At 64.7% G+C, this 14,279-nt stretch carries 14 protein-coding genes; 3 read left to right on the top strand and 11 right to left on the bottom strand.

Features of this window, described 5'->3' with window-relative positions; translation table 11 throughout:
- The first annotated feature begins 3 nt into the window (after positions 1 to 3).
- Positions 4 to 1,317, top strand: coding sequence for an AI-2E family transporter (locus tag QRM95_RS09725; RefSeq protein ID WP_502934955.1), 1,314 nt, complete (start codon positions 4 to 6; stop codon positions 1,315 to 1,317).
- Between the two features lie 44 nt (positions 1,318 to 1,361).
- Here QRM95_RS09725 and QRM95_RS09720 read toward each other — a convergent pair whose 3' ends face one another.
- Both QRM95_RS09720 and QRM95_RS09715 read right to left on the bottom strand, forming a co-directional pair.
- Complete coding sequence (locus tag QRM95_RS09720; protein WP_285247568.1) at positions 1,362 to 2,159, bottom strand: alpha/beta hydrolase; 798 nt, start codon at positions 2,157 to 2,159, stop codon at positions 1,362 to 1,364.
- 73 nt (positions 2,160 to 2,232) lie between these two features.
- Positions 2,233 to 2,580 carry an Rv1322 family protein gene (locus QRM95_RS09715; RefSeq protein WP_285247567.1) on the bottom strand — a complete coding sequence of 116 codons (348 nt, stop codon included), beginning with the start codon at positions 2,578 to 2,580 and terminating at the stop codon, positions 2,233 to 2,235.
- A 103-nt stretch (positions 2,581 to 2,683) separates the two neighbouring features.
- On the opposite strand from QRM95_RS09715, the gene nucS reads away from it, so the two are divergent.
- The gene (gene nucS, locus QRM95_RS09710) at positions 2,684 to 3,379 is read left to right on the top strand and encodes an endonuclease NucS (protein ID WP_026264238.1); all 696 of its coding nucleotides are present in this window, start codon (positions 2,684 to 2,686) and stop codon (positions 3,377 to 3,379) included.
- Between the two features lie 306 nt (positions 3,380 to 3,685).
- Positions 3,686 to 3,889, top strand: coding sequence for a cold-shock protein (locus QRM95_RS09705; RefSeq protein ID WP_011692441.1), 204 nt, complete (start codon positions 3,686 to 3,688; stop codon positions 3,887 to 3,889).
- A gap of 129 nt (positions 3,890 to 4,018) precedes the next feature.
- Here the strand turns inward: QRM95_RS09705 and QRM95_RS09700 are convergent, their stop codons facing one another.
- The 9 genes from QRM95_RS09700 to QRM95_RS09660 form a co-directional block, all read right to left on the bottom strand.
- Entirely contained in the window at positions 4,019 to 6,592 is a 2,574-nt protein-coding gene (locus QRM95_RS09700; RefSeq protein WP_285247566.1) for a DUF2156 domain-containing protein, read from the bottom strand.
- A complete protein-coding gene (locus QRM95_RS09695) occupies positions 6,586 to 7,914 on the bottom strand; it encodes an alpha/beta hydrolase (RefSeq protein ID WP_285247565.1) in 1,329 nt (442 codons plus the stop codon). Before QRM95_RS09695 ends, QRM95_RS09700 begins: the two co-directional genes overlap by 7 nt.
- Positions 7,915 to 7,918: 4 nt before the next feature.
- Positions 7,919 to 8,350 (bottom strand): DUF2550 domain-containing protein, encoded by a 432-nt coding sequence (locus QRM95_RS09690; RefSeq protein ID WP_285247564.1) that lies wholly within the window; start codon positions 8,348 to 8,350, stop codon positions 7,919 to 7,921.
- A gap of 10 nt (positions 8,351 to 8,360) precedes the next feature.
- A complete protein-coding gene (locus tag QRM95_RS09685; RefSeq protein ID WP_018760117.1) occupies positions 8,361 to 8,645 on the bottom strand; it encodes a F0F1 ATP synthase subunit epsilon in 285 nt (94 codons plus the stop codon).
- A gap of 1 nt (position 8,646) precedes the next feature.
- Complete coding sequence (gene atpD, locus QRM95_RS09680; RefSeq protein ID WP_018760118.1) at positions 8,647 to 10,101, bottom strand: F0F1 ATP synthase subunit beta; 1,455 nt, start codon at positions 10,099 to 10,101, stop codon at positions 8,647 to 8,649.
- 82 nt (positions 10,102 to 10,183) lie between these two features.
- Entirely contained in the window at positions 10,184 to 11,074 is an 891-nt protein-coding gene (locus QRM95_RS09675; protein ID WP_141942080.1) for a F0F1 ATP synthase subunit gamma, read from the bottom strand.
- A gap of 73 nt (positions 11,075 to 11,147) precedes the next feature.
- Positions 11,148 to 12,785, bottom strand: coding sequence for a F0F1 ATP synthase subunit alpha (atpA, locus tag QRM95_RS09670; RefSeq protein ID WP_018760120.1), 1,638 nt, complete (start codon positions 12,783 to 12,785; stop codon positions 11,148 to 11,150).
- 78 nt (positions 12,786 to 12,863) lie between these two features.
- The gene (locus QRM95_RS09665; RefSeq protein ID WP_285247563.1) at positions 12,864 to 13,691 is read right to left on the bottom strand and encodes a F0F1 ATP synthase subunit delta; all 828 of its coding nucleotides are present in this window, start codon (positions 13,689 to 13,691) and stop codon (positions 12,864 to 12,866) included.
- Positions 13,691 to 14,242, bottom strand: a complete 552-nt coding sequence (locus QRM95_RS09660) for a F0F1 ATP synthase subunit B (protein WP_285247562.1) — start codon at positions 14,240 to 14,242, stop codon at positions 13,691 to 13,693. The genes QRM95_RS09665 and QRM95_RS09660 overlap by 1 nt, the downstream gene beginning before the upstream one ends.
- Positions 14,243 to 14,279: the final 37 nt, after the last annotated feature.

Raw genomic sequence — 14,279 nt, 5'->3', positions numbered from 1 at the left:
CCAGTGACTGACACGACGGACCCGTCCTCCCCGGCAGCCGAAAATTCCGGGGATCCGGGCAGGGCTGTCCCGGTCCCGGCTCCGCAGGCCATGGCAGCTGCCCGACGGCGCGGCGGCGCCGCGGCGGCCCTCGGCCAGGTGGTCCGCCGGCTCCGCCAGCCGCTGCCCGGCGCCCAGCCCCGGCTTCGCTTCGAGATGCCGCCGGAGTTCGGCGGCCAGGCTCCCGAGCAGGAGTACGACGACGAGGACGAGCCGCAGTTCGGGCATCCCGGGCCGCGGATGTCTCCCCAGCATCCGTTGTACATGGGATTCATGGGAACGGTCGGCGTTGGGCTCGCCCTGCTGGTGTACTGGATCGGATCCCACACCACGCAACTGTTGCTCTGGATTGTTGCCGCGCTGTTCATCGCCCTGGGCCTGGAACCGGTGGTGGGCTGGCTGGAGAACCGGAAGATTCCCCGGCCCGCCGGAATCCTCGTTTCGGTGGCCGTGCTGATGGGCGCCGTCGTCGGATTTTTCGCCACCCTGATCCCCACGATCGTTGAGCAGGTCTCCGAAATCGTGCGCCAGGCACCGGACTGGGTCCGCAACTTCATGGATTCTGATTTCTTCCGCAGCGTCGATGACCAGTTCGGGGTCAGGGACCGCATTACCGAGGAACTGAACAAGTTCGTCAATGATCCGGCAGCCATGGGCGGAATCTTCGGCGGGGTCGTCGGATTTGGTTCAACCCTTGCCAACAGCCTTTTCGGCACCCTCATCGTGCTGGTGCTGAGCCTGTATTTCCTGGCGGCGCTGCCGGCCATGAAGAAGTGGGGCTACCGCCTGGCGCCGCGGTCCCGCCGGAAGCGGGTGGCCGCCCTCTCGGAGGAAATCACCCGGTCGGTGGGAAATTACGTCATCGGCCAGGCCTGTGTGGCCTTGCTCAACGCCACGTTCGCCTTCATCGTGATGTCCATCGTCGGCGTGCCGTTCGCCCTGCTGCTGGCGTTCGTGGTGGTGCTGCTCGCCTTTATTCCGCTGGTGGGCGGCATGATCGCGGGCATCGTGGTCACCCTGGTGTCACTCACGCAGGGCTGGCAGACGGCTGCGGTCTACGCGATCTGCTACTTCGCCTACCTGCAGTTCGAGGCTTACTTCATCTCCCCGCGCATCATGCAGAAGGCAGTGGCGGTCCCGGGTGCGGTTGCGGTGATCTCGGTCATCGCCGGCGGCAGCCTGCTGGGTGTCCTGGGCGCCCTGATTGCGATCCCCACCGCGGCCGCCGTGCTGCTCCTGGTCCGCGAAATCTACATCGCGCGCCAGGACCAGCACTAGCGGACGCCGCCGCGTTCCGGGGGTGGAACCGCCTCGACGCAACCTCAGGACGCGGCGGTCGCCGTCGGGCCATCCCAGTCCTGCGGAAGCGGCGTTCCTGATCCCTCGGGACTGACCCGGGCGACGATGTCGTTCAAGACCCGCGCGGCGTACTTCTCGCCCACCCACAGGTGCTTGGCGCCGGCCACGCCAACGACGTCCGCCTGGGGCACCAGGCTGAAGCGCCCGGCGGCCTCGTCCGGCTGGAGGAAGTCGTCATGCTCCGGCACCAGGACGGTGAGGGGCTTGCCGGATTCGGCCCATTGCTGCAGGTGCTTGTCTGTGGCCCGGTGCAGCGGGGGCGAGAGCAGCACCGCACCCTCGATCTGGCCGGCCACCGGCTCCACGGCGCCGTACATCAGCGCCAGTTCCGTTCCAAAGGACCAGCCCACCAGCCACCGGTGGGGCAGGCCGCGGTCGACGGCGAAACGCACGGCGGCCTCGACGTCGTACCGTTCCCCGATGCCTGCCTCGAAACCGCCGCTGCTGGTGCCGCGGGGTGAGGCCGTGCCGCGGGTGTTGAACCGGAGGACGGCGATGCCGGCCAGTGCCGGGAGGCGGTAGGAGGCCTTGCGGAACACGTGGGAATCCATGAATCCGCCGTGCGTCGGCAGCGGGTGCAGGGTAATCAGCGTGGCGATGACCGGGCCGCTCTCCGGCAGTGCCAGTTCGCCCACCAGGGTGTGGCCGTCCTCGGTCTGCAGCTCGATGTTCTCCCGCCGGGCGGGAAGGACCGTAGAGGCACGGATGGGAGTGGGCCCCTGGGCTTGGGTGAAGTGGAACGACGCCGGATCAAAAGTCATGGTTTCCAGCTTAGCGACCAGCGGATGGCCGAAGCCCGGATGGCCGGCTGCGCAGGCGTCGCCGCCCGGGCGGTCAGCGGTACCGGTAGCTGCGGGACATCCAGCAGTTGGTGTGCCAGTGCCGCCGTTCGGCGAGGCCGGCCGCCGCACCGAACAGGTGGTCGTCCTTCCAGACCACCAGGTGCGCAACGCCGGGCAGGACGGCCGTGGAGCACTCCGGGCAAATGTAGGTCTTCTCCGCGTTTTTGGCGGTCATGGTGCGGACCATCCATTCGCCGTCCGGGGCGCTCTCCCGGCGTGCGATGCCGGCCCGGGCCCGTTCCAGGTCAAGTTCCGGGACCTCCTGGCCCTTGCGCCCCGCTCCCCTGCCGGAAGCGCCCTTGCCGGATACAGGACGGCGGGGACGATTCGAACGCGGCATGCATCCATTCTGCCCCAGCCGCCCGCCCGCCGGCGCCACCACGCACTCCCGGCCGCCCGCCGTCGGCATGGCCGATGCGGCTCCACGCGGTAGTCTGTACGGCGTGCGACTCGTCATAGCCCATTGCTCCGTTGATTACGTTGGCCGGCTCAAAGCCCACCTTCCCCTGGCCACCAGGCTCCTGCTGGTCAAGGCCGACGGTTCGGTGCTGGTGCATTCAGACGGCGGTTCCTACAAGCCGCTGAACTGGATGAGCCCGCCGGCCACGCTGCGGGTTTCATCCCCCGACGAGGTGGACCTGGAACTTGGCGTGGTGGAGCAATGGACTGTGCAGTCGGCGAAGACCGATGACCGGCTCATCATCAACATCCACGAGAAGATCACCGAGTCCTCCCACGACCTCGGGGTTGATCCCGGGCTGATCAAGGACGGCGTCGAAGCCGACCTGCAGCGGCTCCTGGCCGAGCAGATAGAGACGCTGGGCGAGGGATATTCCCTGATCCGGCGCGAGTACTTCACCGCGATCGGACCGGTGGACATCCTGGCACGGGACGCCGACGGCGCCACTGTGGCCGTGGAACTGAAGCGGCGCGGCGACATCGACGGTGTGGAGCAGCTGACGCGGTACCTGGAGCTGCTCAACCGCGATCCCCTGCTGGCGCCGGTCCGCGGCATCTTTGCGGCCCAGCAGATCAAGCCGCAAGCCAAGGTGCTCGCCAACGACCGCGGCATCGCCTGCGTGACGCTGGACTATGACGCCATGCGCGGTGTGGACGACAGCGAATCGCGGCTTTTCTGACCGGATGGCCCGTTGCTTTGGGCACCTAATAATTGGCCGGAAATCCCGGAGCATCATTGTCACCTGGTTTTTACCTAAATTTTATGCATTTTCGTGTTCGGGCCGTTGACCTGCGGGAACGGGCATGAAATTCTGGTCTCAGTCTTTGTGTAGGTGTTTTTCATGCTCGCAAGACATGTTGCGAGCGCGAAGCTCCTGCAGCGCCGGACCTTTTGTGGCAAGGCAATCCAGGATTCTTCTCGCGGAGTGACCAAGGTCGGCACGAGGTGTGCCGGTCTTAAAAAGTTCCACAATGAGGAGAAATAAATGGCACAGGGAACTGTGAAGTGGTTCAACGCTGAAAAGGGCTTCGGCTTCATCACCCCGGATGACTCCGACGGCGATGTCTTCGTTCACTACTCCGAGATCCAGACCGGCGGCTTCAAGACCCTCGACGAGAACCAGCGCGTTCAGTTCGAGATCGGCCAGGGCGCCAAGGGTCCCCAGGCTACCGGCGTAACGCTCGTCTAGTCACCCTGCGCGGCCGCTCGGCGGCCGTCAGCGACGCAAATGATCCCCGGCAGGAATGCCGGGGATCATGTGCGTTTGCGCACGTTGGGAGCGCCGGGGGTGCCCGGCGGCCGCCGGCCGTATCCGCGGTCAGGTGACCAGTTTGCCCACCAGGCGTGCTCCCTGGGCGAGCGAGAGGCCGGGAAGGTAGGCCCGGGTCAGTGCCCTGCCAATGGCCGGCAAATGAAGCGGATCCTGGTAGTACAGATAGAGCGCACGGTACTCGGGCTTGAACCGGGACTTGAACGCTGCCAGCGAGCGGAAGCCATAGACCGGCTCCAGGGCGTGGCCCACCAGGTCCAGGATGCGCACCAGGTTTTCCGCCCCCTCGTCGGTGGCGCCGGTGCCTGCGTCGGCGTCCTCCCCCGCGTTGGCCTGCTCCTCCGGCCGGCTCGCCAGCGGAGAACCGGACAGGGAAATGACGTCCACCGAATCCTTCAGCTCCAGGACCGCCGACGCAATCAGGAACTCCATCACGCCCGGGAATCCCTCGCTGCCGCGGCGCATGACGTCAAGCGTCCTGCTGACCAGCCGGCCGCCGTCGTACACGGGAAGCCAACTGGTCACACCGTGCACGGCGCCGTTGCCATCCACCGCCAGGCAGCACAGGACCTCCTCGTCGTCGAGTTCGTCCACTCCCCCCAGCGTGAACCCCATTTCCGGAACGGACTTCCCCGCCGCCCATTCCTCCGATACCTCATTGAGCCGGGAACGCAGGGCCGCAGGCAGTGAGTGATAGGAACCCCACACGGCGTGGACGCCGAGCTTTGCGGCCCTGTTGAGGGCGGTCCGAACGTTCTGCCATTCCTTGCCCTTGAACTCGAGCTCATTGAGCCTCAGCCGCGTTTCCTGCGCCACTGCCACCCGCGAGAAGCCCCGCTCCCGCAGCACCGGCCACAGGGTGTCGTCACAGGAATAGAGCGCAGGGATCAGGGCCTGGGTGCGGCAGTAGTCCAGGAACCCTTCGGTAACCCTTTGCTCTGCCTGACGGTCGCCGATGGCTCCGCCCAAAGTCAATGCCACGGTCCCGTGCTGCTGGAAGGCCATGGCGCCGGCGCCGTCCGGACTGAACCAATACGTGTTGGGCTCCCACAGGGCCATCCAGGACAGCGGTCCGCCGCCCTGGTGAAGCAGCTCGCGGGCACGGTCCCGGTCCTGCCGGCCGAAGCCGAGGCCGTGATGCCGCCCCAGCAGCACCCATGACACCGCCACCAGGGCGACGGTCCAGAACACCGGACCGGAGAAGGCAAACAGCACTGCCTCGGCGCTGTCCCGTTCTGGGAACACCCGACGAAAATTCTGTGGAATCGGCACCGGCACGTACTGCCTCGCCAGTTCGGCGAAGAGGCCCAGCAGACCGCCGTCCCGGGCAAGTCCGCCGGCCAGGAACCACGCCACCGCGTACGAGCCGGACAACGTAACCCAGGTGCCCGAGACGAGCGTCGCGAGCGTCCGCCGTGCGCCGGGCCTCGTCTGGACACGGAACTGGCGGCGGTTCAGCCACAGGATCACGGCCAGCAGCAGCGGGACGACGACCAGGGGCAGCACGTGGGCGAAGGCCGATGACAGGGGCGTCGAGTGGTTGCCCTGAAGGCGCGACGGGACCAGGGCGAACAGGGCCAGGTAGACAGCCGCCAGTGCCGTCACGGCCAGCTGGATGGCCAGGGCGATGTTGAGGGCCAGGCGGCGGCCGCGGCGCATGCCGTCCGCGCAGATCAGCAGCAGGATGACCGGCACCACTGCCAGCGCCAGGCCGAACGGCCCGGCAAACCCGGCCCTGCCGGTCTCCAGGCAGGTCGCGTCCACTGTTGCCCCGCAGTTGAACACCAGCTGGCTGAGGGTCGGCATCGGGCTGAGGACGACGTCGCGCAGCAGTGCCAGCGGGCCGGTAGGGGCGCGTGTAATCCCGGTCAGGATCGGACCCACGGCAAAAACCGCGACGGTGAGGGCCAGGAGGTTCCTGGTTTCGCGGCCAGTGGAACGGTGCCGGTGGAGCCGCCCCTGGTCCCCCTGGATCCACCAACCGGCCAGGAGGCCGAGGAGGGCTCCGATGAGGCCGATCACCGTTTCCGCGTGTCCTACGTAGAGGACCAGCAGGATCGACACGGACAACACAGCGGTCCGGAGCCGGCGCTGCCACAGCAGCGTGATCCTGGCACTGGCTGCCAGGCCGGCGGTCAGGACCGGGGCGTAAGGTCCGATCAGGATGTCGCCCGCCATGTGGTCCAACCAGCCGTCCCCAACGTACACGGCCACCTGCGTGACCAGGAGGAAGACGGTGACTGCGGCGAACTGCCCGCCAAAATAGAGTCCGACGGCGGCGCGGCGTCCCAGCCTGCGCTCGGCCAGGCCCAGGAGCAGGATGATCATCAAGGACGCCGTGAGGTAGGCGAGCGGGTTGGTGGCAAAGAACATGCTGGTGAAAAGGGTCCACCACTGCCCGGCACGAAGGCCCGGAGCGCTGACCGAGGCAAATCCCAGGAGTTGTTCCGGCGGGCCGTCCAGGAAGCTTCCGGTCGCGGCGGCTGCCACCAGGAACACTGCCACGACGCCCAAGGTGAACGGCATGGATTTCAGGGTGTCAAGGGTTTGGTGCACTGCAGGACGGCCAACGGAGGCCCACATCAACGCCACCGTGCGGTCCGGTTTGGTGGTGTTTACCATTGCAGCCCCCATTGGCTGCCGAGGAATGCCAGGGCATCGCCAAAGCGCTTCGAGGACGTATCCCACGAGTGTCCGGTGCGTTCAACCTCGTAGGCCTGCACAGTAAAGCCCGCATCCTTGGCCGCCGCGGCGAGCGTATGGAGGTTCCCCACGAACTCCGGATCGTTCTGGCCTGCGGTCAGGTACATGCCGCTGGTCTCAAACCGTTGGTGTTTCATGATCTCCAGTGGAGTCTGCTTAATGAATTCGTCCGGATTCCCGGGGAAGGCTGCGTCGATGGTCTTTTGCCGCTCTTTGGCGATGGCGGGCTCGGCTTCGCCGGAAAATCCGAGCACGTCAGCGTAGACGTCCGGATGCCTGGTTCCCATTTGGATCGCGCACGTGCCGCCGAAGGAGAATCCACCCACGGCCCAGTGGCTGTGGTTGGTGTCAACGGCCAGGGTGGAACTGATCCACCGCGGCACGTCCTGCGACAGGTACGTGTCCGCTTTCGCGATCTTGCTGTCCATGCACATGGTGTTGGCGGACTGTGACCCGTTGGGATCGGGGATGACCACCACCGGGGCCACTCCCCCGTGCGCCGCGGCAAACGAATCCATGTGGCCACGGATCGCACCGCCGGTCAGCCAGTCCGCGGGGCCGCCGGGCTGGCCCGCCACCAGGACAAGCACCGGGAGGGCGGGACGGTTGGCAGCGAAGTAGGCCGGCGGAAGGTAGATGTACGCATCGCGGTTGCTCATCCCGGACAGAGTTCCCGGGATGGCTGTCTTACGAAGGACACCGCCGGCTGGCAGGTCTCCGGTGGGCTTCCAGCCCTGGAGGGACACGCCATCGGTTTCACCGGGGTGGCGCATGAGCTCCTGTTCCAGCACGGGTATCCGGGCCAAAGCGGTACCCAGCAAGTCGCTGACAGTCCGGTTCAGGCCGAAGTAGGCGTTGATTTGGAGGGTAGAGAGGGCCACCACCAGGAGCGCGGCGACGAATCCACTCCCGTAATGGGTCCAGGAGGTCCGCGGCAGCCTCAGGATTCCCAGGATGACGGCCGAAACACCCGGCACGAACCACAGCAGAACGGGCTCCGGGATGTCCTCCGGAAAAACGGTAAGGACGTTGATCATGACCCAGTGGACGGTTGCCACCAGTACGAAGGCTGAGGCGATGGCGATAAAAACCCGGATGGCCCAGGCGCGGATCCTTAAGTCCACAGTTTCCCAGGCGCGCGAAGGTGGTACCAGGAGGTAGGCCGCCCCGCCCAATCCCAATACCAGGACAGTCCCAAAGAGAGGGCCGTCCGTAAGCCGGATGTCTGAAAGCCAGTCCACGTGGCTAGCGCCAGGTCCCTACGCCGATGACCGGACCGGCTTCGAGCCATGAGGAAAGGCCCGTGTATGCGTCGAACTTCATGGCCAGGTGCAGGTCCTGGCCCTCATAGCGGAGCTCGACGATGACCACATCCGGCTGGACCTTGACGGCTTCGGCTTCGGTGGGCTGGCGCCTGCCCAGGAGCTCCAGCGAGCTGCGCTTGAAGGTGTACTTCGGGCGGACGCTCAGGGAAATCAACCGGAACCATTCAAGGTCGTTGGCCTGATAACGACAAACCCCCATTTGCCAGCTGTTACCAGCAACGCAAATGGAGGCGTCCACCGTGCCGAGGGCGCGCCGCAAATTGAAACGGCGCACCCCCGAAAGGCACAGTGCAAAAATCAGCAATCCGAACACGATTGCCAGTGCGATGAACGAAATACCCGGCGCGTCCATCAAGGTCGTGCTAGCGGATCCCAGCGGTAGCCGAGCCGCCCAGCTGGGCGTTGTCAGCAACGATGACCACGCGGTTGTTGTCCACGGAGAAGAACCCACCGTCAACGTCTACCGCAATACGGTCCCCTGACACTGGCTGGATGGCCAGTTCACCTTCGGCCAGGATCGCCAGCAGGGGCGAGTGGCCGGGCAGGATTCCGATTTCACCATCGCTGGTGCGGGCCTTGACCATCTTGGCCGCTCCGGACCACACAAAGTGGTCCGCTGCGACAATCTCAACCTCAAGCTCAGCCATATTACTTGGTCTGTTCCTGGATCTTGGCCCACTGGCGCTCAACGTCATCGAGGCCACCGACGTTGAAGAACGCCTGCTCCGCGATGTGGTCGAGTTCGCCATCGCAGATCGCCGAGAAGCCTTCAACGGTGTCCTTGATGGAAACCGTGGAGCCCTCAACACCGGTGAACTGCTTGGCGGTGTAGGTGTTCTGCGAGAGGAACTGCTGGATGCGGCGCGCACGCGACACCACGATCTTGTCTTCTTCGGAGAGCTCATCGACACCGAGGATGGCGATGATGTCCTGGAGTTCCTTGTTCTTCTGCAGGATCTGCTTCACGCGGACAGCCGTGTTGTAGTGGTCCTTGCCGATGTACTGGGGATCCAGGATGCGGGAGGTGGACGTCAGCGGGTCAACGGCCGGGTACAGACCACGGGAGGCGATTTCACGGGAAAGTTCCGTGGTCGCGTCGAGGTGTGCGAAGGTCGTGGCCGGAGCCGGGTCGGTGTAGTCATCTGCGGGAACGTAAATGGCCTGCATCGAGGTGATGGAGTGGCCCTTGGTGGAGGTGATGCGCTCCTGCAGGAGGCCCATCTCATCCGCCAGGTTCGGCTGGTAGCCAACGGCTGAAGGCATGCGGCCCAGCAGGGTCGATACCTCGGAACCGGCCTGGGTGAACCGGAAGATGTTATCGATGAACAGCAGCACGTCCTGGTTCTGGACATCGCGGAAGTACTCCGCCATGGTCAGGGCGGACAGTGCCACGCGCAGGCGCGTTCCCGGCGGCTCATCCATCTGGCCGAACACAAGGGCGGTGTCCTTGAGGACGCCTGCCTCTTCCATTTCAACCCAGAGGTCGTTACCTTCACGGGTACGCTCACCGACACCGGCGAACACGGAAGTACCACCGAAGTTGCGGGCAACACGGGTGATCATTTCCTGGATCAGGACGGTCTTGCCCACGCCGGCGCCGCCGAAGAGGCCGATCTTTCCACCCTTGATGTACGGGGTGAGGAGGTCGATGACTTTGATGCCGGTCTCCAGCATCTCGGTGGAGCCTTCGAGCGAAGCAAAGCTCGGGGCCTTGCGGTGGATCGGCCAGCGTTCGCTGATGTCCAGTTCCGACTCCGCAACGTCCAGGGGCTGGCCCAGCACGTTGAAGATGTGGCCCTTGACACCGTCGCCGACGGGCACGGAGATGGGGGCGCCGCTGTCCACCACGGACGTGCCGCGGACCAGGCCGTCGGTTGCCTGCAGGGAGATGGCGCGCACGAGGTTGTCGCCCAGGTGCTGGGAGGTCTCGAACGTGATGGTCTTGGTCTCACCGTTGAGCGTGATCTCGGTGGTGAGGGCGTTGTAGATCGACGGGATTGCGTCAGCCGGGAATTCGACGTCGACAACCGGGCCGATTACGCGCGCAATACGGCCGGTTGCACCGGACGTTGCGGCTACGTGTTCGGTAGCAGTGGCAGTCATCTCTCTCACTTCATTCAGTAGATGGCGTGGGGTTAAGTTTATCTGTGGTGGTGCTGGTTACGCGGAACCGGGGCTGTGCAGGCTAGGACGCGAGGGCGTCCGCACCGGCAACAATCTCGGAGAGTTCCTGCGTGATCTCGGCCTGGCGGGCCGTGTTGCGCAGACGCGTGTACTTCTTGATCAGGTCCGTTGCGTTGTCGCCTGCGGACTTCATCGCCCGCTGGCGGGCTGCGAGCTCGGAAGCTGCTGCCTGCAACATGGCTGCGAAGATACGGGATTCGATGTAGCGCGGCAGCAAGGCGTCAAGGACACGCTCCGCTTCCGGTTCGAACTCGTACAGCGGCAGGAGATCCGATTCGGATTCAGCCTGCTCTTCCACTACTTCAAGCGGGAGCAGGCGGATGACCGTCGGCTCCTGGGTGACCATGGACTTGAAGCGGGTGTAGACAACGTGGATTTCGTCCACGCCGCCGTCTTCGAAGTCGGTCGCGAATTCTGCCAGCAACGCTGCGCCGATTTCACGGGCAGTAGCGAACTCGGGTGCGTCGGTTCCTCCGGTCCAGACCCGCGCGTATTCGCGGTTCCGAAAATCGAAGTACGCCTGGGCTTTGCGGCCCACGACATAGGTCTTGACTTCCTTGCCTTCGGCGCGGAGCAGCTCGTTGAGACCTTCCGCCTGCTTGAGGACGCTGGCCGAGTAGGAACCTGCCAGGCCGCGGTCCGAGGTGATTACCAGGACTGCGGCACGGCGGATCTGCTCTGGCTCAGTGATCAGCGGGTGGTCGATTTCGCTTTGGCTGGCGACAGCAGAAACGGCGCGCGTGATCGCGTTCGCGTAAGGCAGTGAAGCTGCTACGCGCGCACGGGCCTTCCCGATGCGCGAGGTAGCGATCAGTTCCATCGCCTTGAAGATCTTGCGCATCGACGTGGTCGAGCTGATCTTCTGGCGGTAGACCCGGATCTGGGCTCCCATACTTATCCTTTCCTAACATTCCGTCGCCGGGTGTGCCGGGCCTTTGCGGCCCGGCACACCCGGCGGTGCGGAACTAGCGCTTCTGCTTGACGATCTTTTCCTGGTCGACTTCGCCCTCGGAGATAGCGTCGTGCTCCTCGTGGCCGGCGCCTACCAGGTGGTTGTCACCCTCGCCGAAGAAGCCCTTCTTGAAGTCCACGATTGAGGACTTCAGAGCTGCAACGGTGTCATCGTCCAGGACGTTGGTCTGTGCCAGCGTGGTCAGGATCGAGGACTTGTGGCGGAGGTGCTCAAGGAACTCAGCCTCGAACCGGCTGATGTCCTCGACCGGAACGTCGTCCAGGTAGCCGTTGGTGCCGGCCCAGATGGAAACAACCTGGTCCTCGACCGGGAACGGTGAGTACTGGCCCTGCTTCAGCAGTTCCATCAGGCGGGCACCACGGGTGAGCTGCTGGCGCGATGCAGCATCCAGGTCGGATGCGAACATGGCAAACGCCTGCATGTCGCGGTACTGGGCCAGGTCCAGCTTCAACGTACCGGAGACCTTCTTCATGGACTTCACCTGGGCGGCACCGCCAACGCGGGACACCGAGACACCAACGTCCACAGCCGGCCGCTGGTTGGCGTTGAAGAGGTCCGACTGGAGGAAGATCTGGCCGTCGGTGATGGAGATGACGTTGGTCGGGATGTAGGCGGACACGTCGTTCGCCTTGGTCTCGATCAGCGGCAGGCCCGTCATGGAGCCGGCACCGAGCTCGTCGGAGAGCTTGGCACAACGCTCCAGCAGGCGGGAGTGCAGGTAGAAGACGTCACCCGGGTAAGCTTCGCGTCCCGGCGGGCGGCGGAGCAGCAGGGACACTGCACGGTAGGCCTCGGCCTGCTTGGAAAGGTCATCGAACACGATGAGGACGTGCTTGCCGCCGTACATCCAGTGCTGGCCGATGGCCGAACCGGCGTACGGTGCCAGGTACTTGAAGCCTGCGGGGTCGGAGGCGGGAGAAGCCACGATGGTGGTGTACTCCAGCGCGCCGTTGTCCTCAAGGGTCTGGCGGATGGCGGCAATCGTGGACGCCTTCTGGCCGATGGCGACATAGATGCAGCGGACCTGCTTGGTGACATCGCCGGAGGCCCAGTTGGCCTTCTGGTTGATGATGGTGTCGATCGCGATCGCGGACTTGCCGGTCTGGCGGTCGCCAATGATCAGCTGGCGCTGGCCACGGCCGATCGGGATCATCGCGTCGATGGCCTTCAGGCCGGTCTGCATCGGTTCGTGGACCGACTTACGCTGGGTCACGCCGGGAGCCTGGAGCTCCAGCGCGCGGGTGGTCTCGGCCTTGATCTCGCCAAGATCGTCGATGGGCACGCCCAGCGGGTCCACCACGCGGCCGAGGAAGGCGTCGCCAACGGGAACGGACAGAACCTGCCCGGTCCGGTGGACTTCCTGGCCTTCTTCGATGCCGGTGAAGTCACCGAGGATGATGACGCCGATCTCGCGGACGTCAAGGTTCTGGGCCAGGCCCAGGGTGCCGTCCTCGAAGCGCAGCAGCTCGTTCGCCATGACCGAGGGAAGGCCCTCAACACGGGCGATGCCGTCACTTGCGGTGGTTACGCGGCCGACCTCTACGCGCTCTGCGTTCCCGGGTTCGTAGGACGCCGCGAACTCGTTCAGCGCATTACGGACGTCGTCGGCGTTGATGGTCAATTCGGCCATCTGCAGTCCCTGCTCTCCTGTTTGTGATCACCGCAAACGGTGACCGGGGTTTCTATCAGTTTGGTTGTGCTTGTCCGGCTAGCCGGCCAGCTGGCGTTGCAGTTCTCCCAGCCGGGTAAGGACCGAGGCATCGAGTACCTCGTCGCCCACCTGGACGCGGATTCCGCCAATGAGCGACGGGTCAACAATGACGTTGACCTTCAATTCCCGCCCGTACAGTGCGTTCATGCCCGCCTGGAGGCGTGCCAGCTGTGTCTCCGACAACGGCCGGGTCACGCTGACTGTTGCAATCCAGCGCTGCTGCCGCTTGGCCGCCAGTTCGGCAAACCTTTCCACCAGCCGGGTGGGCTTGATGCCGCGGGGCTGGGTGACTGCCTGGATGATGAGGACCTTTGCTTCCTCACTGGCACCGGGCACCAGCCTCTCGGCGAGCCTCGCCTTGGCTGCAGCGCTTGCCTGTGGTTCGGACAGAGCACGTTGTACCTCATGGCTGGAGGCAACGGCCTGGTTGAAGGAAAACAGGTCGTTTTCCAGCTCTTCCAGGCCAGTGATTCCGGAGGCAGAAACGGCCGACTTGTTTTCAGCAACGGAAATGACCACCGTTGCGGCAAGAGTCTCGAGTGCATCGCCGATGTCGCGCGCCGATGCCCAGCGTGAGCTGGCCAGTCCGCCCGCGATTTCAGCCGCATCAGCGGAGACTTTTCCGCCAACCAGCTGCCTGACCAGCGCCGATTTCTCGTCGCCGCTGCGGGAGGGGTCAGTCAGGGCACGGCGCAAACCAGCCGAGCTGTCCACCATTCCCAGAATTCCGAAGAGTTCCTTTGCCAGCTGCAGCGACGCGGTCGGAAGCTTCGCTTCCAAGGCGGCCAGGGCTGTTGCCAGCGATTCGCTCGATACGCCTGCCATTATTTAGCTGCACCTGCGTTCTGGGACTCCAGATCTGCCAGGAAACGGTCCACGACCCGTGCTGCACGGGCGTCGTCATCGAGGGACTCGCCCACGATGCGGCCTGCCAGGGTGGTGGCAAGGGTGCCGACCTCGGAACGCAGGGACACAACGGCCGCCTGGCGCTCTGATTCGATCTGTGCGTGGGCCTGCGCAGTGATGCGGGCAGACTCTGCTGCCGCCTTTTCCTTGAGATCCGCGAGGATCTGGGCACCTTCGGCGCGGGCTTCCTCACGGATGCGGTTTGCTTCGGTGCGGGCGTCGGTCAGCTGCTGCTTGTACTCTTCGAGTGCAGCAGACGCCTCAGCCTGGGCCTTTTCAGCCTTGGCGATGCCGCCTTCAATGGCCTCGGCACGCTCGGCGAAGGTCTTCTCGAACATCGGGACAACGTACTTGACCACGATGAAAAAGAGGATGGCGAAGCCAACGAAGACAACCAGCATTTCCCAGCCATTGGGAACAAGGGGGTTGACGTCGCCCTCAGCGGCGGCTGAGATGTTCAGCTGATGCATATTTCACCCGTCCTTTATCTACTCGGTTCTGAATGTT

The sequence above is a fragment of the Pseudarthrobacter sp. efr-133-R2A-89 genome (assembly GCF_030209315.1).
In the GTDB taxonomy this organism is placed as follows: domain Bacteria; phylum Actinomycetota; class Actinomycetes; order Actinomycetales; family Micrococcaceae; genus Arthrobacter.
The sequence above is the reverse complement of the archived record's forward strand: the minus strand, read 5'-3'. Positions and strand labels throughout refer to the sequence as shown.